Source organism: Bradyrhizobium japonicum USDA 6 (genome assembly GCF_000284375.1).
In the GTDB taxonomy this organism is placed as follows: Bacteria; Pseudomonadota; Alphaproteobacteria; order Rhizobiales; family Xanthobacteraceae; genus Bradyrhizobium; species Bradyrhizobium japonicum.
This window is the reverse complement of record NC_017249.1, coordinates 1933550-1950358: the sequence shown is the minus strand read 5'-3', so window position 1 is coordinate 1950358 and position 16809 is coordinate 1933550. Positions and strand designations below refer to the sequence as shown.

The 16809-nt window shown below is 64.9% G+C and carries 23 protein-coding genes; 13 read left to right on the top strand and 10 right to left on the bottom strand.

Annotation, left to right across the window (positions count from 1 at the left end; translation table 11 throughout):
* Positions 1-39: 39 nt before the first annotated feature.
* Both BJ6T_RS09150 and BJ6T_RS09145 read right to left on the bottom strand, forming a co-directional pair.
* Positions 40-270 (bottom strand): hypothetical protein, encoded by a 231-nt coding sequence (locus BJ6T_RS09150; protein ID WP_014492029.1) that lies wholly within the window; start codon positions 268-270, stop codon positions 40-42.
* A complete protein-coding gene (locus BJ6T_RS09145; protein ID WP_014492028.1) occupies positions 267-1046 on the bottom strand; it encodes a sulfite exporter TauE/SafE family protein in 780 nt (259 codons plus the stop codon). The genes BJ6T_RS09150 and BJ6T_RS09145 overlap by 4 nt, the downstream gene beginning before the upstream one ends.
* Before the next feature lie 307 nt (positions 1047-1353).
* Here BJ6T_RS09145 and BJ6T_RS09140 point away from each other — a divergent pair, with 307 nt between their 5' ends.
* From BJ6T_RS09140 to uvrB, 4 genes are all read left to right on the top strand, one after another.
* Complete coding sequence (locus tag BJ6T_RS09140; RefSeq protein WP_014492027.1) at positions 1354-2271, top strand: LysR substrate-binding domain-containing protein; 918 nt, start codon at positions 1354-1356, stop codon at positions 2269-2271.
* Positions 2272-2394: 123 nt separating this feature from the next.
* On the top strand, positions 2395-2622 hold the full coding sequence (locus tag BJ6T_RS09135; RefSeq protein ID WP_014492026.1) for a hypothetical protein: 228 nt from the start codon (positions 2395-2397) through the stop codon (positions 2620-2622).
* A 54-nt stretch (positions 2623-2676) separates the two neighbouring features.
* A complete protein-coding gene (locus BJ6T_RS09130; RefSeq protein WP_014492025.1) occupies positions 2677-2907 on the top strand; it encodes a hypothetical protein in 231 nt (76 codons plus the stop codon).
* Between the two features lie 89 nt (positions 2908-2996).
* Positions 2997-5957 carry an excinuclease ABC subunit UvrB gene (uvrB, locus tag BJ6T_RS09125; RefSeq protein ID WP_080593835.1) on the top strand — a complete coding sequence of 987 codons (2961 nt, stop codon included), beginning with the start codon at positions 2997-2999 and terminating at the stop codon, positions 5955-5957.
* A 97-nt stretch (positions 5958-6054) separates the two neighbouring features.
* Here the strand turns inward: uvrB and BJ6T_RS09120 are convergent, their stop codons facing one another.
* Positions 6055-6291: a hypothetical protein gene (locus tag BJ6T_RS09120; RefSeq protein WP_014492023.1), complete on the bottom strand. Its 237-nt coding sequence runs from the start codon at positions 6289-6291 to the stop codon at positions 6055-6057.
* A 294-nt stretch (positions 6292-6585) separates the two neighbouring features.
* On the opposite strand from BJ6T_RS09120, the gene BJ6T_RS09115 reads away from it, so the two are divergent.
* From BJ6T_RS09115 to BJ6T_RS47025, 6 genes are all read left to right on the top strand, one after another.
* On the top strand, positions 6586-7038 hold the full coding sequence (locus BJ6T_RS09115; RefSeq protein ID WP_014492022.1) for a nuclear transport factor 2 family protein: 453 nt from the start codon (positions 6586-6588) through the stop codon (positions 7036-7038).
* A 238-nt stretch (positions 7039-7276) separates the two neighbouring features.
* On the top strand, positions 7277-7717 hold the full coding sequence (locus BJ6T_RS09110; RefSeq protein WP_014492021.1) for a nuclear transport factor 2 family protein: 441 nt from the start codon (positions 7277-7279) through the stop codon (positions 7715-7717).
* 89 nt (positions 7718-7806) lie between these two features.
* Positions 7807-8064, top strand: coding sequence for a hypothetical protein (locus BJ6T_RS45335; protein WP_141379244.1), 258 nt, complete (start codon positions 7807-7809; stop codon positions 8062-8064).
* Between the two features lie 36 nt (positions 8065-8100).
* Positions 8101-9027 (top strand): hypothetical protein, encoded by a 927-nt coding sequence (locus BJ6T_RS09105; protein ID WP_014492020.1) that lies wholly within the window; start codon positions 8101-8103, stop codon positions 9025-9027.
* A 252-nt stretch (positions 9028-9279) separates the two neighbouring features.
* The gene (locus tag BJ6T_RS09100; protein ID WP_014492019.1) at positions 9280-9702 is read left to right on the top strand and encodes a hypothetical protein; all 423 of its coding nucleotides are present in this window, start codon (positions 9280-9282) and stop codon (positions 9700-9702) included.
* A 337-nt stretch (positions 9703-10039) separates the two neighbouring features.
* A complete protein-coding gene (locus BJ6T_RS47025; protein WP_014492018.1) occupies positions 10040-10177 on the top strand; it encodes a hypothetical protein in 138 nt (45 codons plus the stop codon).
* 42 nt (positions 10178-10219) lie between these two features.
* Here BJ6T_RS47025 and BJ6T_RS47020 read toward each other — a convergent pair whose 3' ends face one another.
* The 3 genes from BJ6T_RS47020 to BJ6T_RS09085 form a co-directional block, all read right to left on the bottom strand.
* A complete protein-coding gene (locus BJ6T_RS47020) occupies positions 10220-10366 on the bottom strand; it encodes a hypothetical protein (RefSeq protein ID WP_014492017.1) in 147 nt (48 codons plus the stop codon).
* Between the two features lie 199 nt (positions 10367-10565).
* A complete protein-coding gene (locus BJ6T_RS09090; RefSeq protein WP_014492016.1) occupies positions 10566-11045 on the bottom strand; it encodes a MaoC family dehydratase in 480 nt (159 codons plus the stop codon).
* Positions 11045-11497 carry a MaoC family dehydratase gene (locus tag BJ6T_RS09085; RefSeq protein ID WP_014492015.1) on the bottom strand — a complete coding sequence of 151 codons (453 nt, stop codon included), beginning with the start codon at positions 11495-11497 and terminating at the stop codon, positions 11045-11047. Before BJ6T_RS09085 ends, BJ6T_RS09090 begins: the two co-directional genes overlap by 1 nt.
* A gap of 181 nt (positions 11498-11678) precedes the next feature.
* Between BJ6T_RS09085 and BJ6T_RS09080 the strand changes: the two genes are divergently transcribed.
* Positions 11679-11975: a DUF4282 domain-containing protein gene (locus BJ6T_RS09080; protein WP_014492014.1), complete on the top strand. Its 297-nt coding sequence runs from the start codon at positions 11679-11681 to the stop codon at positions 11973-11975.
* A 123-nt stretch (positions 11976-12098) separates the two neighbouring features.
* On the opposite strand, the gene ychF is transcribed toward BJ6T_RS09080, so the two are convergent.
* The 4 genes from ychF to BJ6T_RS09060 all read right to left on the bottom strand — a co-directional run bounded on the left by ychF (position 12099) and on the right by BJ6T_RS09060 (position 15045).
* Positions 12099-13196 (bottom strand): redox-regulated ATPase YchF, encoded by a 1098-nt coding sequence (gene ychF / locus BJ6T_RS09075; RefSeq protein WP_014492013.1) that lies wholly within the window; start codon positions 13194-13196, stop codon positions 12099-12101.
* 54 nt (positions 13197-13250) lie between these two features.
* Positions 13251-13856: an aminoacyl-tRNA hydrolase gene (pth, locus tag BJ6T_RS09070; protein ID WP_014492012.1), complete on the bottom strand. Its 606-nt coding sequence runs from the start codon at positions 13854-13856 to the stop codon at positions 13251-13253.
* 61 nt (positions 13857-13917) lie between these two features.
* A complete protein-coding gene (locus tag BJ6T_RS09065) occupies positions 13918-14631 on the bottom strand; it encodes a 50S ribosomal protein L25/general stress protein Ctc (RefSeq protein ID WP_014492011.1) in 714 nt (237 codons plus the stop codon).
* 162 nt (positions 14632-14793) lie between these two features.
* Positions 14794-15045 carry an accessory factor UbiK family protein gene (locus tag BJ6T_RS09060; protein WP_014492010.1) on the bottom strand — a complete coding sequence of 84 codons (252 nt, stop codon included), beginning with the start codon at positions 15043-15045 and terminating at the stop codon, positions 14794-14796.
* A gap of 167 nt (positions 15046-15212) precedes the next feature.
* Here BJ6T_RS09060 and BJ6T_RS09055 point away from each other — a divergent pair, with 167 nt between their 5' ends.
* Together BJ6T_RS09055 and lgt are read left to right on the top strand one after the other, a co-directional pair.
* The gene (locus BJ6T_RS09055) at positions 15213-15944 is read left to right on the top strand and encodes a dienelactone hydrolase family protein (protein ID WP_014492009.1); all 732 of its coding nucleotides are present in this window, start codon (positions 15213-15215) and stop codon (positions 15942-15944) included.
* Between the two features lie 14 nt (positions 15945-15958).
* Positions 15959-16804: a prolipoprotein diacylglyceryl transferase gene (gene lgt, locus BJ6T_RS09050; RefSeq protein ID WP_014492008.1), complete on the top strand. Its 846-nt coding sequence runs from the start codon at positions 15959-15961 to the stop codon at positions 16802-16804.
* The last annotated feature ends 5 nt before the right edge of the window (positions 16805-16809 follow it).

The following is a 16809-nucleotide window of genomic DNA, read 5'->3' as shown; positions in this document are numbered from 1 at the left end:
CGGATGATGACCGTGAGGGCGCGGGGAGAGGCGAAGAAACTACCGCCCGTTGGTGCGCAGCAACTTCTCGCCGTCCGTCGTCACCGCGATGATCAGCCCGATGCCAGGCAGTGTTTCGCGGGTGACGTAGCCCCGCTCGGCGGCGTCTTCCCAGATGGTGAGGCGCGGACACGAGGTCTTCCAGGTCGCGATCACCTCGGCATAGGCGCGCGGCTCGCGGGCGACCCATTCGACGAAGTCCAGCACCAGCGGATCGGCAATCTCGCTCATTGCAAACCTCCCTTGTCGAAGGCCGCCAGCACCGGCGTGCGAACCAGGAGCCAGCCGCCATAGGCCATATAGTAGCAGGCGATGGTGGTGATCAGCTTGTTCGACCAGGCCACGAATTGCTGGTCGGTCATGGCTTCGAGGATGCGCCGCGCCAGCGTGGTGCCGAGCATCGAGGCGAGAATCGCGACGCCGGCGAGCACGGGATCGAGGCTCGCGGCCTGGTCGATGATGCCGCCGAAATAGACGAGCTTGGTGAAATGGCTGACGAGCTGGCACATCGCCTTCGTCGCCACCTTCTCGCGCCGGCCGAAATCGCCGCCGAGGAAGAAGGTGTCGAGCAACGGTCCCGACACGCCGGTCATCAGCATCAAGCCCATGCAGATCGTGCCATAGACGGTGCCCTGCCAGAGACGGTCGGGATCCGGCTTGATGTTCGACGGCAGCAGTCGCGCCATGAACGGGGTGACGCCGAGCAGCAGCAGCGCCATCGGCTTGTCCGGCACATAGCGGGTGAGCGACCAGGCCGCGAGCGCGATGGCAGCGCCGACCATGTAGTTCGCGACCGGCCGCCAGCGGATATGCGCCCGCCACAGGAACGCGCGCCAGCCGTTCGAGGCCATCTGCGTGATCGCATGCAGCACCATCGCGGTCGGCAGCGGCATCAGCGCCAGCAGCACGCCGATCAGGATCAGCCCGCCCGCCATGCCGAACAGCCCCGACAGGAACGCGGTGGCGACCATCAGCAATCCAAGGGCCGCGATCATGATGGGCGTCACGAGAGATTCTCCTGCAAGCGCGTAACGGACGAAGGCTGCATCACTCCCTCGCCCCGCTTGCGGGGAGAGGGTGGGGTGAGGGGGAGTCTCCGCAAGGAAGGTGGCAGAGGGACTCGCGGAGAGTCCCCCTCACCCGGAATTTGCTGTCGCAAATTCCGGCCTCTCCCCGCAGGCGGGGAGAGGCGAAGGCACCGCCCTCGCTTCAACAACACAACTTGGAATGACTCTCATTCTTGTGCCTCGCTTGCCCCGGCTTCGCAAACTGAGTTATCTTGGCCTTGCATCAGCTTTCCTGAGGGTCGGTCATTTGCGGCGGCTGCTGTTTCTCAACGGCATCAAGGCATTCGAGGCGGCGGCGCGGACCGGCAGCTTTGCCGCGGCAGGGCTCGAGCTCAGCGTGTCGGCGGCGGCCGTCAGCCGCATGGTGCATCTGCTGGAGGAACGTCTCGGCGTCGCGCTGTTCGAGCGCAAGGCCAACAAGCTCGCGCTGACGCAGGCAGGCCGCGCCTATCAAAGCGGGCTGACGCCGATCTTCGACGCGCTGGCAAGCCTCACCGCGCAGGTGACGGCGCCCTCCAGCGTCCGCGTGCTCACCATCGGCGTCGGCCACACCTTTGCGATGCGCTGGCTGATCCCGCGCCTGTCGGAGTTTCGCAGCGAGGAGCCCGACATCGAGGTGCGCTTCACCACCGGCGGTGCCGAGGTCCCATTCGGCGAGGACTGGAGCTGCGGTATCAAGCTCGGCACCGGCGACTGGCCCGGCCTGGTCGCCGAGCCGCTATTCGCCGGCGACCTCACGCCGGTCTGCGTGCCTCGCCTCGCCACCGGCCTGAAGCGGCCCGCCGACCTTAAAGGGCCAAGCCTGATCCGCGTCACGCATTCGCCGGAGGATTGGCCGATCTGGCTCAAGGCCGCGAACCTCACCCGCATCAACGCGCGCGGACCGGAATTCCAGTTCTACGGCCAGGCGCTGCAGGCCGCCGCCGACGGCCTCGGTATCGCCATGGGCATCCGGCCCTATATCGATGACGATCTCGCCGCCGGCCGGCTGGTCGCGCCATTCGATCTCTCGGTTCCCAAGGGCATGCGCTGGTACCTGTTGTATCGCAGTTTTCAGACCGAGCAGCGCGACTTCGCCGCGTTCCGGCGCTGGATCATGCGGGCGGCCTCGGAGCCGGCCGCGCGCCCCGCCAGGCGGATCGGCCGCACCGCACCACGGAACTGACGTCCGTTCAACGAGGCCCTGGGCAAAAAAGCCGACCGCTTGTGAATGTCTTCACATACTGAACCCGCCAAACGTGGTCCCCTGACCCTTCAACAAGACACTTACGGAACATTGGGGACTGCAATGACAACTCTCTACGACGGTTTTGACATCGAATCCTTCGAGGCTGGCAAGGGCCTCTGGCACGCCCGCATCCGCCGCGCCGATCTCAGCCCCCTCGCCATCGACGGCGTGCTGTTTCCGGCAATGGAAGTCGGTTTCGCCTGGCCCGATCAGATGGCGGCGATCGCCGATGCCAAGCACCACATCGACCGCTTCCGCCGGCGGGCCGACGACCACGACGACGAATAAGCGCGGGACTCCAAGCGAACCAGGGGACGGCGCAGCATAAAGGGGGAACCGGTCATGTCAGTCATCGAATTCGAAGACACGCCGCGGCCGAGGATCTACGCCCGCAATGTGCTGTCGAAATGCCCCGAATGCGACGGCGATCTCGCGGTGCTCCGCGTGATCGGCGGCCGCGCCGGATGTGAGTACTGGACCATGCGCTGCACCGATTGCGGCGGGATCCATCTCGACATCCTCGAACCGTATCGGGCGAGCAACAACGACGAGGCCCCGCCGCCTGCGGCTTAAAGAGGCTGCTGCCAACCTGCTGTCAGCAGCCCGAGCACGGACGTACCTTCGCTCTTTTCTGAAGGGCTGACTCGTCCCATATTCGGGGCATGGCGAAGAAACCTGCTCCCCCGAAATCCCCCAAATCCAAAGCCCCGAACTCCAAGGCGCACCGCCCTGACGTGCAGCCGATCGGGCCGGCGCTGGCCGAGTTGCTCAATCCCGCGATCAATCGCGGCGATGCCGGACTGGGATCAGGCACCGGGCTGCAGCCGCCGCCGGACAATTCGCGCGACCGCCGCGCCGGGGGCGAGGCTGCCGCCCATCGCGCACGCGCCTCGACGCCGAAGGAGTTTCCGCAGGATACGACGCGACCGATGCCGCTTCGTCCCAATCCGCAGCCGCCCGGGGCGCGCGCTTCGGAGAGCGGCGGTTTCGACGAGGCGCCGCAGGCCAATTACGGCACCGCCGCCACGATCCCGACGCTCGACCCGGAACTGGCGCGGCAGCTCGGACTTCCCACCGAAGAGGACGATGCCGAGGCGCTGGCGCGGCCACCGCGCACCAAGATGGAGGCGCTCGGCGTCAAGGCCACCGCGGACGCGCTGGAATCGCTGATCCGCGAGGGCCGGCCGGAATTCCGCAAGGACGACGGCTCCACCAAGGTGTGGACCCCGCACCGGCCGCCGCGCCCGGAGAAGTCCGAAGGCGGCGTGCGCTTCGAGATCAAATCGCCCTACCAGCCGCGCGGCGACCAGCCGACCGCGATCGCCGAACTCGTCGAAGGCATCCAGCGTAACGACCGCAGCCAAGTGCTGCTCGGCGTCACCGGAAGCGGCAAGACCTACACCATGGCCAAGGTGATCGAGGCGACGCAGCGGCCCGCCATCATCCTGGCGCCGAACAAGACGCTCGCCGCCCAGCTCTATGGCGAGTTCAAGAGCTTTTTCCCCGACAACGCGGTCGAGTATTTCGTCAGCTATTACGACTACTACCAGCCGGAAGCCTACGTTCCACGCACCGACACCTACATCGAAAAGGATTCTTCGATCAACGAGCAGATCGACCGCATGCGCCACTCGGCGACGCGCGCGCTGCTCGAACGCGACGACGTCATCATCGTGGCGTCGGTGTCCTGCATCTACGGTATCGGCTCGGTCGAGACCTACACCGCGATGACCTTCGCGCTGAAAAAGGGCGAGCGCATCGACCAGCGCCAGCTCATCGCCGACCTCGTCGCCCTCCAGTACAAGCGCACCCAGGCCGATTTTACCCGCGGCACGTTTCGCGTGCGCGGCGACGTCATCGACATCTTCCCGGCGCACTATGAGGACCGGGCCTGGCGCGTGAACCTGTTCGGCGACACCATCGAGACCATCGAGGAGTTCGATCCGCTCACCGGCCACAAGCAGGATGAGCTCGAATTCATCAAGATGTATGCCAACTCGCACTACGTGACGCCGCGCCCGACGCTGGTGCAGGCGATCAAGTCGATCAAATCGGAGCTGAAGCAGCGGCTCGACCAACTGCACGACCAGGGCCGTCTTCTGGAAGCGCAGCGGCTGGAGCAGCGCACCACCTTCGATCTCGAGATGATGGAGGCGACGGGAAGCTGCGCCGGCATCGAGAACTATTCGCGCTATCTCACCGGGCGCCTGCCCGGCGAGCCGCCGCCGACGCTGTTCGAATACGTCCCCGACAACGCGCTGGTGTTCGCCGACGAGAGCCACGTCACCGTGCCGCAGATCGGCGGCATGTTCCGCGGCGACTTCCGCCGCAAGGCGACGCTGGCCGAATACGGCTTCCGTTTGCCCTCCTGCATGGACAACCGCCCGCTCCGCTTCGAGGAGTGGGACATGATGCGGCCGCAGACGGTTGCGGTGTCGGCAACGCCGGGCGGCTGGGAGCTGAACGAGAGCGGTGGCGTGTTCGTCGAACAGGTGATCAGACCGACGGGGCTCATTGATCCTCCCGTCAACATCCGCCCCGCCCGCACCCAGGTCGACGATCTCGTCGGCGAGGTCCGTGCCACCGCCCAGGCCGGCTACCGCTCGCTGATCACCGTGCTCACCAAGCGCATGGCGGAGGACCTCACCGAATATCTGCATGAGCAGGGGATTCGCGTCCGCTACATGCACTCCGATATCGACACCATCGAGCGCATCGAGATCATCCGGGATCTCCGCCTCGGCGCGTTCGACGCGCTGGTCGGCATCAACCTCTTGCGCGAAGGCCTCGACATTCCCGAATGCGCGCTGGTCGCGATTCTGGACGCCGACAAGGAAGGTTTTTTGCGCAGTGAAACGTCCTTGATTCAGACCATCGGCCGTGCCGCGCGCAACGTCGACGGCCAGGTGATCCTCTACGCCGACCAGATGACGGGCTCGATGGAGCGCGCCATCGCGGAAACCAACCGGCGCCGCGAAAAGCAGGTCGAGTACAACACCGCCAACGGCATCACGCCGGAGAGTGTGAAGAAGCAGATCGGCGACATCCTCAACTCCGTCTACGAGCGCGACCACGTGCTGGTCGAGGTCGGCGGCCACGACATGACCGACGACGTCATTTCGATCGGTCACAATTTCGAAGCCGTGCTCGCCGATCTCGAAACCCGTATGCGCGAGGCCGCCGCCGATCTGAACTTCGAGGAAGCCGCCCGCCTCCGCGACGAAGTCAAGCGCCTGCGCGCCACGGAGCTCGCGGTGGTCGACGACCCCACCGCCAAGCAACGCACCGTGCAAGTCAAGGCCGGCGCCTACGCCGGCACCAAGAAGTACGGCGACGCCGCGAATTTGCCCGTCAGCGCCATGAAGAAGAAAACCGTGAGCTCCGCGCTGAAAGCCAGCGGCGGCGGCAGCGGCTCGAAGGTGCACAAGCCGCATCTCGACGAGATGCACGGGCCGGAGTCGTTGCCCTACCGCGAAAACCCGAGCCTGCCGTCAAAACCGTTCGGCAGCACGAGCCGGATCATCCAGCCGACGGACTCACGGCAGTCGGGACCGGAGTTCGGGCCCGCGCCGAAGTCGACGGGCGGGCAGCCGGGGCGACGGGGTGGGTGGAAGAAGAGGTAGACGACGGAGTATCGTCCGCACTTGTCGTGGTTTTGGATTCCGGGCTCGTGCTTCGCGCGCCCCGGAATGACGTAGGGGTATGTAGTGCCGTTCGCGCCTACAGCTTCCCCTGCCCGCTCACCTGACCCTGCTGTTGCTGCTGCTTTTCCTGCTCCTTGGCGTGATGCCTGCCGTAGAGGCAGCCGGCGGCGGCGCCCAGCACGCCGTGATGGCCGGCATAGTGGCCGGCGACGCCGCCGACGATGGCGCCCTTGATGCAGCCCTTGGCGTCGGCGGCGGAGGTCGCGCCCAGCATCAGAAGTACCGCGGCGACGGCGAGAAGCGGGGATTTCATGATCGATGTCTCCGAATCGGTTTCGGTGTCTCAACGAGCACCGACGGGCGCGGGTTCCCGTGCGCCGTGCATGGCGGGACGCGCCCAGCGGTTTGCATGCGGCGTCATCACGGGTCAGGAAAATCTACTTGAATTCGTGCAGGCGGACACAAATGCAATCGGTAATTGCAGTTCATGAACCCGGCCTTGTGCCGGCGCGTCATATGATCCGGACACCTTTGTTTTTGCGGACTGATGGACCCGCAGAGCGCGCATTGGTGTTTGCAATCGACACCCCACGAGGGCGGGAGCGGCATGACGGTTGGATCGCTGAACAGGCAACGCGTGCTGCATCTGCTGGACAGTTTTGCGCGCGGCGATATCGAGGCCGCGCTGGCGTGCTGCACCGACGACGTCGACTTTCTCACCCACGCGCCGATCGACGTGCTGCCGCACATGGTGCCGCGTCACGGCAAGCAGGAGCTGCGCGAGCTGTGGCAGACGGTGTGGTCGCGCTATTCCGAAATCCGCTACAAGGCGCCGCACATCCTCGCCGAGGGCGACGAGGTCGCGACCTACATGCACGCCTACTTCAAGAAGCGCAGCAACGATCGCGTCGTGCAGTTCGACATGGCGGTGTTCTACAGCTTCCGCGGCGGACTGGTGGCGCAGATCCGCGAGATCATCGATTCCTACGATCTGGTGCAGCAGGTGCTGGAGCGGGAGATCGGGCCGCTGATCATAGGCGCGCGGGCCGACGGGGGATGACCCTTCTCCCTCGCCCCGATCTCATGGGCAGAGGTGAAGCATCGACCGGGAGATTACGGGGTTCTGTTGCAAATCTCACAAAGCCGCATCAATTGTGCATTGCGAAAACGTGAATTGCGTTTTGGCCGAAATGACCTATTTTATTTGTATACGAATGAGTTAGCGGGTCCCCGGCACCTTTTCTGTGCATGGGGCTGTTTTCCGTTTTTTCTGCAAGCCAGCTTCAGGACGCCCCCAAATGACAGAGCACAGCCTCTGGCGTTTCTCGCGCGCGTTGCACCGCGCGGTGAACGACCGGGATTTCAGTGACATCGAGTCCCTGATCGACGAGGACGTCGAGTGGGCGATCTACGGTCCGATCGACATGTTTCCGTTCCTCGGCGCGCGCCAGGGCCGGGACGCCGTGCTCGACGTCATCGGCCAGCTCGCCGACAATTTCCGCGTCCGCCGCTTCGACCGCGAGAGCATCATGCTCGGCGTGGATTCCGCGGCCTCGATGCTGCGCTATTCGCTGACTGCGCTCGACTCCGACAAGCCGATCAGCTTGCGGGTCGCGCAGTTCGCCCAGTTCAGGGCGGGCAAGCTGATCAGCATGCGCGTGCTGGTCGACACCTTCGATCTGGTTGAACAGGCACTCGGCCGCGCCATTCATCTGCCGAAGATGACCCGGGCCGGCTGAGGGGGACGCCAACGGGCCCCGCTTGCCGGGACCGATGATTGATGCTCGCCCGACCCGCGTCCTGGCCTCCAGCCCCGCCGGATGCCGTCGTGGCGAAGCTCGTCATCGGGCGCGCGCCTTTCGCGCGGCCCGTTGGTTCGCCATTCCAGTGGTTTGAGCATGATCTCCGCGCCAACGCGTTCCGCGTTTGTCGCGAGGGAAAACCGCTGCACACTTTGCGCTGGCGCGGCGCTTCCGGTCCGGATCATGCTCTGGCCGAGGCGAGCCGCCACAATTCCGCAACGATAGATCACCATGTGTTGAGCGGACCGAATGGCGCATGGTCATCACCGAAGGCCGCATTATAGTGGCGGCAAGCATGCGCTGGGCTCGCGGGCAGGACGATGGAATTCTCGACAGGTTTTGGCTGGACCAGGCTGCCGGTGCTGGCGGCCGCGTTCATTTTGGGCTCGGTTCTGACGGTCTCGGCGCAGATCATTCCGCCCTTCTCCCCACCCGCAGCAGTGCCCGACGATGAGGCCGAGGCGGCAGAGACCGCCGAGGCGACGCCTGACGTCAACGATCCCGACGTGCTCAAGGGCATCGACGTCGACAAGCTCGACTGGAGCCAGCTCGCGGTCGATGCCGGCACCGGCAACGACGTCATGGCCGCCAAGAAGCGCGCCCAGGCCGCCGCCAAGGACGGCCTGAACTGGTCGTCGAACGCGAATGCCAACGGCTCCTCCGCGGTGGCGGTGAAACAGTCAGTCTTTGAGTTCTGGGATACGCGGGTCGGCGCCGACATGACGGTGACGAGCGAGCCGCGGACGATGTCCGAGCTGCTGGGGCAGAAAGCCACCAATGGCGGCAGCCTGCCGCAATCCTCCGGCAGCGCCTGGGCGGCGGCGACCGCGCCGGGCGCCGGCTCGATCTGGGACAAGACCGCGGTGGAAGCCCGCGTCGATCCCGGCGCCGAGCAGAGCAAGATCGGAGCGTCGCTGACCAAGTCGGTGCCGCTCTCGAGCGACACGTCGCTGACGCTCCAGAACGGCTACAGCGTCAACCAGCAGGGCACCACCGCGGTGCCCGGCATCGGCGGGCACGTCACGCGCAACTACGAGACCGATCAGACCGCCAAGGTCACCCTCACCGACACCGGCACCAGCATCACCGCCGGCCAGTCGCTTTCGACCACCGACGACAAATGGCTGCGCAAGGTCGGCGCCGAGCAAAAGCTGTTCGACAACGTGACCGTCTCCGGCTCGGTCGGCGAGACTTCGCAGGGCGCGATCAACAAGAGCCTGACGGCGGGCTTCAAGAAGAGCTGGTAGTTTAAGCCCTCCACTCTCTCCCCTCATCCTGAGGAACTCGGAACGCGCGTCTCGAACCATGAGACGGATGGAACTTCGTTATCCCCAGCCATTCAGACTCTCGTAACCATACGCCACGGCAAAGCCCCCGAATCGTCCGCCCTTGCCGTATCTCGGCCAAGTTGCGGTCAAAATCCGGCGCCCTAGTCGGGTGACCGAACTCGTCGTGCGGGGGACCCTCGCGCTGCGCTCAACGCGAACAGGGGAATAACGATGAACGCCATGCGTCCGGAAAAGACCGAATCCACCGAGACCGAGACGGTCGACACCAACCTCGCCGCAGTGACGGAAGTCGAAGCCGGCATCCGCGACTTCGTTCGCAACGATATCGCCTATCTGCGCCGGCCGGCATCGGGAACCACCGACACGCCGCCGCTCGATCCGAGCGCGGAGGCCACCGTCACCAACGTCAACTCGCTGATCCAGCGCGTCGCCGGCACCTCGCTCGCCGAGATCGAGAACCTGATCTCCGAACTCGAGAGCCTGCGCGACCTGCTCCATGCCGAAGGCCAGCGCGTCCAGCGCGAGATCTCCGGCTATGCCCAGCTCAGCCAAGCCGCGATGAAGTCGACCCGCATGATCGCCGACAACGTCGCGCAGTGGAAGCGCGCCGCCGACGGCCTGCGCAACAGCTGATCACTCACGTCTCGCATCTACCGGCCGCCGCGTTCCGCAAGGGGCGCGGCGGTTTTGATTCGTGGGCGTGAAGCGGTACTCCGTCTCTCCTGTACAGGTGTCATCGCCCGCGAAAGCGGTCGATCCGGTATTCCAGAGACGACCGTGATTGAGCCGAGAAGCCGCGGCGTACTGGATGCCCCGCCCCCCGTGCGCAATTGCGCACTAGGCGGGGCATGACAACGGGGGTTTGGTGAGCGCCGCGCGGGCGACAACATCCCCTTTGAACCCTCCGCGCCCCAGCGCCGACCAATGCCAAGCGCCCGCAGCCTTGAGGCCGGGCCTGGGGACATTTCAGATGGAAAGCATTCGGCCCGACAATACGGACCCTATCCCGCTGCGGCCCGCGCCGAACCAGTTCGGCACGATCATGCTGCGCTTCGTCGGATTGCTGGCGGTGGCGATCGCGGTGCTGGCGTTCGTCTATAGCCGCTGACGGCGGAGGCCGGGCGTCCGGCCCCGAAGAGTTAACAAGCCCTTAACGGCTCGCGTCGATCGCCGAGGCTTCCAGGGTGTAGGCGCCATCGGCGTAGCCCTTCACCACCATGCCGGCGACCAGCATCACTGCCAGCGTCGCGGTCGCAAAGATAAATCCCACCAGCTTGAGTGCGCCGCGGTCTGCCATGGTCCTCGTCCCCTGTTCTCTGCCCAATTCGTTTCAATTAGACAGCGACAGGTTCATAATTGGTTAGCAACTCGATGGTTCCGCCAACTGCTTCGCGGGTCATCACGTTGAGCAGGCTTATGGCAGCCGCCCGGAATCGCGTCCATAGCGCGGAGGCAACACTCGCGCACACATTTGGACCGTTCATCTTGGAACAGGTCTAACCGCTTTTCCGCATCGGCACGAAGGCGCTGGCGGTGATGGAATAGACCTCCTCGCCGCGCTGGTTGGTGCCGGTGGTGCGGGCCGTCAGAATGCCCCAGCCGGGGCGCGAGGCGGAGCTGCGCTTGTCGATGACTTCGTTGGCGTAGGCGACGGTGTCGCCGGCGAGCACCGGCCTGATCCAGCGCAGGTCGCGAAAGCCCGGCGACGGCCCCCACACCGCGACCTCCTCGCCGCGCGAAGCGGCCTCACGCGCCAGACGCTGGCCGTCGGCGACAAGCAGGCTCATGCAGGCCGAGCCGACATGCCAGCCCGAGGCCGCAAGGCCGCCGAACAGCGAGTTCTTGCCTTCCTCCTCGTCGAGGTGGAAGCGCTGCGGATCGAACTTTGCGGCGAAAGTCTTGATGGACTCCGCGGTGAACGTATAGGCGCCGATCTCGCGGCGGTGGCCGATCTCGATCTCCTCGAAGAAGGGCATCAGACTGCTCCCTCGCGGCGCTTGATCAGGATCGGCGAGGTCATCTCGCACAGCGCTTCGCCCCTGGCGTTGCGCACCGTGCATTTGAACTTGACGATGCCGAGCTCCGACCGGCTCTTCGAGGTGCGCGCCTCCAGCACGTCGACGTCGAGCATGAGATCGTCGCCGGGCCGCAAGGGGGACAGCCAGCGCACCTCGTCGACGCCGGGCGAGCCGAGCGAAGCGGCGCGTGTGATGAAGCCATCGGCCATCATCCGCATCATCAGCGAGCAGAGATGCCAGCCCGAGCCGGACAGGCCGCGCAGCATGCTCCTGGCCGCGGCCTCCTCATCGAGGTGCATCGGTTGCGGATCGAACTCGGCTGCAAAAGCCAAAATCTCGTCGCGGGTGACATGGCGCGGGCCGAATGTTCCGAACCGGCCGGGCGGGAAATCTTCGAAGGTCAGGGTCATCTTGGGAAAGCTTCGAGGGAATGACAGATTGTGGCCGCACTTTGCGGCAATCTCAACCCGCCGGCCCGCATGGCTCGTGCTACATTCGAGGCGCCGGCGTTGGTCTTGAGTCGGATCAACCGAGGGCCAGGCTCCACGTGCAAGGCCCGATTTGAAGGCTCGATTTGTCCTGGGGGGAGCAATGTTTTCATTCAGCGATCTGTTTCAATGGGACCGCTTCATCACGCCGACGATCATCAAGACCTTCTACTGGCTGGTGATCGCGCTGATCTGCCTGTTCGGCCTCTCCGGAATCTTCTCCGGTCTCGCGACGATGGCGATCAGCCCGTTCGGCGGCTTCCTGGTGCTGCTGTCGTCGATCGCGAGCATCGTCGTCGGCATCGTGTTCTCGCGCATCGCTGCGGAGCTGATCCTGATCGTCTTCCGCATCAACGAGCATCTCGGCGCGATAAGGGACCAGGGCGGCGGGACGCGGTGACGCCGGCGCAGGTGCCGTAGGGTGGGCAAAGGCGCAAAGCGCCGTGCCCACGATCATTCCGCGATATGAGAGAGGTGGTGGGCACGCTTCGCTTTGCCCACCCTACGGCACCGATGTTGGTGCTTACGTATTAAACCTAAAATGCATCACGTCGCCGTCGGCGACGACGTATTCCTTGCCTTCGAGACGCAGCTTGCCGGCATCGCGGGCGCCGGCTTCGCCGTTCAGCGCGACGTAGTCCTCATACGCAATCGTCTCGGCGCGGATGAAGCCTTTTTCGAAGTCGGTGTGGATCACGCCGGCCGCGCCCGGGGCCTTGGTGCCGCGATAGATGGTCCAGGCGCGCGCTTCCTTCGGGCCCACGGTGAAATAGGTGATGAGGTCGAGCAGGGTGTAACCGGCGCGGATCAGGCGATCGAGGCCGGCTTCTTCGAGCCCCAGCGTCTCCAGGAAGTCGGCGCGCTCCTCGCGCGAAATGGTGGCGATCTCGGATTCGATCTTGGCGGAGATGACGACGGCAACGGCGCCTTCCTTGGCCGCCTGCTCCTCCACCGCCTTGGAGAACGAATTGCCCGTGGCGGCCGAGCCTTCCTCGACGTTGCAGACGTAGAGCACGGGCTTGGACGACAGCAGGCCGAGCATCCCGAAGGCGCGCTCCTCCTCCGCCTTGCGCTCGACGAGGCGGGCGGGCTTGCCCTCGCGCAGCAGCACCAGCGTGCGGTTGACGAGGTCGAGCTGCTCCTTGGCGTCCTTGTCGTTGCCCTTGGCCTTCTTCGTGAGGTTGTCGACGCGCTTCTCGAGGCTGTCGAGGTCGGCGAGCATCAGCTCGGTCTCGATGGTCTCGATGTCGGCGAGCGGAGCAATCTTGCCCTCGACATGCGTGATGTCGGAATCCTCGAAGCAGCGCACGACATGCGCGATGGCGTCGACCTCGCGGATGTTGGCGAGGAACTGGTTGCCGAGGCCTTCACCCTTGGAGGCGCCGCGCACGAGGCCGGCGATGTCGACGAAGGTCAGCCGGGTCGGGATGATCTGCGCCGATTTGGCGATGGCCGAGAGCTTGTCGAGCCGCGAATCGGGCACGGCGACTTCGCCGACATTCGGCTCGATGGTGCAGAACGGATAGTTCGCGGCCTGCGCCGCCGCCGTCTCGGTCAGCGCATTGAACAAGGTCGACTTGCCGACATTGGGCAACCCGACGATCCCGCATTTAAATCCCATGGTCGTCCTCTATCCGTATTCGTCATGGCCGGGCTTGACGGAGAAAACGGCGCCCTATTCCTTGCCGTTCTCGTCCTTGGTCAAAAAGCCCTTCGCCTGCATGGCGAGATGCACCCTGTTGGCGAAGGTCGCGTCCGTGCCCTTGGCAACCAGTGCCGCGTGCTCGGCCACCGCCTCGCACAACGTCGCTACCCAGTCGTTGTCGGCCTTGGCGAAATCCGACAGCACGTGGCCGTGCACCAGTTCCTTGACGCCGGGATGACCGATGCCGAGCCGGACCCGGCGATAGTCGTTGCCGATGTGCGCGGAGATCGAGCGCAGGCCGTTGTGGCCGGCGATGCCGCCGCCGATCTTCACCCGCACCTTGCCCGGCGGCAGTTCGAGCTCGTCGTGGAACACGGTGACGTCGCCGGGCGCGATCTTGAAGAAGCTTGCCGCCTCCTGAACGCTGCGGCCGGAGTCATTCATGTAGGTGGTCGGCTTGAGCAGGATGATGCGCTCAGTGCCGAGCGCACCTTCCGAGGTCTCGCCCTGAAACCTGCGGCGCCATGGCGAGAAACCATGACGCCGCGCGATCTCGTCGACGGCCATGAAGCCGATATTGTGCCGGTTACGTGCGTATTTCGCGCCGGGATTGCCGAGCCCAACAAAGAGTCGCATGACGCGGCGCGCCCCTCGCTCGGCGCGCGATCAAGGACCGCGCGCCCAGCTCTTTGAGAGATTACTTCTTCTTGTCGCCGCCGGCGGGAGCCTTGGCAGCCGCAGCCGGAGCAGCAGCACCCGCAGCCGGAGCCGCAGCGCCAGCCGTCGGAGCAGCCGCAGCAGCGCCCGGAGCTGCAGCCGCAGCCGCGGCCTTCTGCTCTTCGGCGTAGCCGGACGGCGGCACGATGGTGACGAGGGTCGCGTCCTCACGGGTCAGCGCCTTCACGCCGGCCGGCAGCTTGACGTCCGACAGATGGAGCGAGTGACCGATTTCAAGCGTGCCGACGTCGGCCTCGATGTACTGCGGGATGCTCTCGACGCCGCATTCGAGCTCGATCGCGTGGGCGACGATGTTGACGGTGCCGCCGCGCTTCACGCCCGGGGACGATTCCGCCTTCACGACGTGCAAGGGAACGCTGATGCGGATGGTGGCGCCTTCGCCGAGCCGCATGAAGTCGACGTGGATCGGGAAATCCTTGACCGGATCGAGGTGGTAGTCGCGCGGAATCACGCGGTGCTTCTTGCCCTCGAGGTCGATGTCGACCAGCGTGGTCAGGAACCGGCCGGCAAGGATGCGCTGGCGCAGTTCGCGATCTTCAATCGAGATCGTTACCGGGGGCTGGTTGTTGCCATAGATCACTCCGGGCACTCTCCCGGCGCGACGCTCTGCCCGGGCGGCCCCCTTGCCGCTCTTCGGACGTGCGGTCGCCTTCAATTCCTTGACGGTCGCCATAACGTTAAGTCCTTGTTTTTGCAAAAGTTAATGGGCCGCAAGGCGGCCCATGGTGTACGCCGCAGCAAGCCTCCAGGGGTGCGGGGGCCGCGGACGTGGCGGGCTTTTACCCGGAAGACGCGGAAATGACAAGGAGAATGGGCCCGCCCGGCAGGGTTCCTCCTACCCGCCCAGCTTCGCCTCCAGCGCTGTAATCCGCGCCTTCAGGGCCTCGTTCTCCTCGCGGGCGAGGCGGGCCATGTCCTTGACCGCCTCGAATTCCTCGCGCTTGACCAGGTCCATGTCGCGCAGGAATTTCTCGGCCTGGGTGCGCATCACGGTGTCGAACTCGCGCTTGACGCCTTGGGCGGCACCGGCGGCGTCGTTCATCAGGCGGCCGATCTCGTCGAAAAACCGGTTACTGGTCTGGGTCATGTCGGTCTCCTGGCGGCCTCAGATAAACTTTGCGCGAACGCGCGGAAAGACAATGGCAATCCCGGCGAAACGGTTCAAGGGCCGGTCGGCGGTATCCTTGTCATGCCCCGGTTTCCTTGCAATCGTATTCAACGTCCCTGCATAACAAGAATCAGAAGGCGCACGAGATGATCGATCAGCAGATCGCGATTCCCACCAAGGACGGCCACACCGCAACCTTCATCACCCATCCCGAACGCGGCGGACCGTTTCCGGTCATCCTGTTCTACATGGATGCGCCGGCGATCCGCGAGGAGCTGCGCGACATGGCGCGCCGGCTCGCCACCTCGGGCTATTACGTGATGCTGCCGAACCTCTATTACCGCTCCGGCGTGATGGAGCTCGGCGCGCTGCCGGCCGATCCGAACGCGCCCGAGCGCAAGCGCATGTTCAAGCTCATGGCCTCGCTCAACATTCCGATGATCATGGAGGACACCAGGGCCCTGCTCACCTATGCCGAGGGCCAGGCGGCTGCAAATACGAAAATCGTCGGCACCGTCGGCTACTGCATGAGCGGCCGTTACGCCGTCAACGCGGCCACGCACTTTGCCGACCGCGTCAAGGCCGCCGCCTCGATCTACGGAACGCATCTGGCGACCGACGAAGACAACAGCCCGCATCTCGCCGCCGGCAAGACCAAGGCGGAGCTCTATTTCGCCTGCGCCGAGACCGACATCTACGCGCCCGCCGAGGTCATCGCGAAGGTCAAGCAGGGCATGAGCGGCGCGAAAGCCGAGGTCGAGATCTATCCCGGCACGCATCACGGCTTCGCCTTCCCCAAGCGTCCGGTCTACGACCGCGACGCCGCCGAGCGGCATTGGGAGCGGCTGCTGGCGCTCTATCGCCGCAATCTCGTTTAAGTCTAGAAGGCCTGATGCCCTTTCTGCTCATCGACTTTCCCGCCTTCAAGCCGATCGCGATCGAGATCGGTCCGTTCGCGATCCGCTGGTATGCGCTGGCCTATATCTGCGGCATCGTGTTCGGCTGGCTCTATGCGCGCTCGCTGCTGAAGAAAGAGCGGCTGTGGAGCGGCCCCGCGCCGATGTCGCTGGTGCAGATCGACGACTTCATCCTGTGGGTGACGCTCGGCATCATTCTCGGCGGCCGCACCGGCTACGTGCTGTTCTACAATCTGCCCTTCTTCATCGATCACCCCGCCGCGATCTTCAAATTGTGGGAGGGCGGCATGTCCTTCCATGGCGGCTTCCTCGGCTGCGTCGTCGCGGTGATGTGGTTTGCCTATCGCAACCGCATCTCGATCCTGTCGCTGGGCGACATCACCACGGCAGTCGCCCCGGTCGGGCTGCTGCTCGGGCGCATTGCCAATTTCATCAATGGCGAATTGTGGGGCCGCGCGACCGACCCCAGCCTGCCCTGGGCGATGATCTTCCCCAACGATCCGACGCAGCTGCCGCGCCATCCGAGCCAGCTCTATGAGGCCGGAATGGAGGGCATCCTGCTGTTCACCGTGCTCGCGGTGATGATCCGTTTCGGCGCCCTGAAGCGGCCTGGCATGATCCTCGGTGCCTTCATCCTGATCTATGGCCTGACCCGCATCGCCGGCGAGCATTTTCGCGAGCCGGACGTCCAGCTCGGCTTCCTCTGGGGCGGATTAACCATGGGCATGCTGTTGTCGATCCCGATGCTTATTGTAGGCCTCATGCTTATTGTATTGGCTATCAGGCGCGGCGCGCCGAAGCCCGCCGGGGCCATCAGTTAATTCCT

What these genes read in the sequence shown, in the direction of transcription:
- BJ6T_RS09150 (WP_014492029.1), bottom strand. Translation starts at nt 270, where the DNA reads ATGAGCGAGATTGCCGATCCGCTGGTGCTGGACTTCGTCGAATGGGTC.
- BJ6T_RS09135 (WP_014492026.1), top strand. Translation starts at nt 2,395, where the DNA reads ATGACAACTCTCTACGACGGTTTTGACATCGAATCCTTCGAGGCTGGC.
- BJ6T_RS09130 (WP_014492025.1), top strand. Translation starts at nt 2,677, where the DNA reads ATGTCAGTCATCGAATTCGAAGACACGCCGCGGCCGAGGATCTACGCC.
- uvrB (WP_080593835.1), top strand. Translation starts at nt 2,997, where the DNA reads ATGGCGAAGAAACCTGCTCCCCCGAAATCCCCCAAATCCAAAGCCCCG.
- BJ6T_RS09120 (WP_014492023.1), bottom strand. Translation starts at nt 6,291, where the DNA reads ATGAAATCCCCGCTTCTCGCCGTCGCCGCGGTACTTCTGATGCTGGGC.
- BJ6T_RS09115 (WP_014492022.1), top strand. Translation starts at nt 6,586, where the DNA reads ATGACGGTTGGATCGCTGAACAGGCAACGCGTGCTGCATCTGCTGGAC.
- BJ6T_RS09110 (WP_014492021.1), top strand. Translation starts at nt 7,277, where the DNA reads ATGACAGAGCACAGCCTCTGGCGTTTCTCGCGCGCGTTGCACCGCGCG.
- BJ6T_RS09105 (WP_014492020.1), top strand. Translation starts at nt 8,101, where the DNA reads ATGGAATTCTCGACAGGTTTTGGCTGGACCAGGCTGCCGGTGCTGGCG.
- BJ6T_RS09100 (WP_014492019.1), top strand. Translation starts at nt 9,280, where the DNA reads ATGAACGCCATGCGTCCGGAAAAGACCGAATCCACCGAGACCGAGACG.
- BJ6T_RS47025 (WP_014492018.1), top strand. Translation starts at nt 10,040, where the DNA reads ATGGAAAGCATTCGGCCCGACAATACGGACCCTATCCCGCTGCGGCCC.
- BJ6T_RS47020 (WP_014492017.1), bottom strand. Translation starts at nt 10,366, where the DNA reads ATGGCAGACCGCGGCGCACTCAAGCTGGTGGGATTTATCTTTGCGACC.
- BJ6T_RS09090 (WP_014492016.1), bottom strand. Translation starts at nt 11,045, where the DNA reads ATGCCCTTCTTCGAGGAGATCGAGATCGGCCACCGCCGCGAGATCGGC.
- BJ6T_RS09085 (WP_014492015.1), bottom strand. Translation starts at nt 11,497, where the DNA reads ATGACCCTGACCTTCGAAGATTTCCCGCCCGGCCGGTTCGGAACATTC.
- BJ6T_RS09080 (WP_014492014.1), top strand. Translation starts at nt 11,679, where the DNA reads ATGTTTTCATTCAGCGATCTGTTTCAATGGGACCGCTTCATCACGCCG.
- ychF (WP_014492013.1), bottom strand. Translation starts at nt 13,196, where the DNA reads ATGGGATTTAAATGCGGGATCGTCGGGTTGCCCAATGTCGGCAAGTCG.
- pth (WP_014492012.1), bottom strand. Translation starts at nt 13,856, where the DNA reads ATGCGACTCTTTGTTGGGCTCGGCAATCCCGGCGCGAAATACGCACGT.
- BJ6T_RS09065 (WP_014492011.1), bottom strand. Translation starts at nt 14,631, where the DNA reads ATGGCGACCGTCAAGGAATTGAAGGCGACCGCACGTCCGAAGAGCGGC.
- BJ6T_RS09060 (WP_014492010.1), bottom strand. Translation starts at nt 15,045, where the DNA reads ATGACCCAGACCAGTAACCGGTTTTTCGACGAGATCGGCCGCCTGATG.
- BJ6T_RS09055 (WP_014492009.1), top strand. Translation starts at nt 15,213, where the DNA reads ATGATCGATCAGCAGATCGCGATTCCCACCAAGGACGGCCACACCGCA.
- lgt (WP_014492008.1), top strand. Translation starts at nt 15,959, where the DNA reads ATGCCCTTTCTGCTCATCGACTTTCCCGCCTTCAAGCCGATCGCGATC.